The organism is Paraburkholderia sp. BR14374, assembly GCF_040948685.1.
Taxonomy (GTDB): domain Bacteria; phylum Pseudomonadota; class Gammaproteobacteria; order Burkholderiales; family Burkholderiaceae; genus Paraburkholderia; species Paraburkholderia youngii.
Genome location: NZ_JBFPKF010000160.1, coordinates 1 through 255 on the forward strand (window position 1 = coordinate 1; position 255 = coordinate 255).

Consider the following 255-nt stretch of genomic DNA (forward strand, 5'->3'; position numbering starts at 1 on the left):
CATGCGCGCTCCCGCGAACGGGAACTCAAGATGCAGCTCGTCGATCCGGCGCATCAGTTTCAGTTCCGTCTCGTTGACCGGTTGAGGCTGGTAGTAGACGCTTGATCGGGCGATCCCCACAAGTCGCGCCTGTTGCGCAATCGGTAGCGCGTGTGCACGGTCGATCATCGCTTTCCGCTCAGCAACCCCGCCTTGCCGAGCGCTCCGCTTAAAAAATCGTTCTCCAGCGTCAACTGGCCAATCTTCGCGTGGAGC

At 60.4% G+C, this 255-nt stretch carries 1 pseudogene; it reads right to left on the reverse strand.

Annotated features, from left to right (window positions below):
- Nucleotides 1–255: pseudogene (locus tag AB3X86_RS38485) on the reverse strand (IS3 family transposase); the annotation flags it as partial.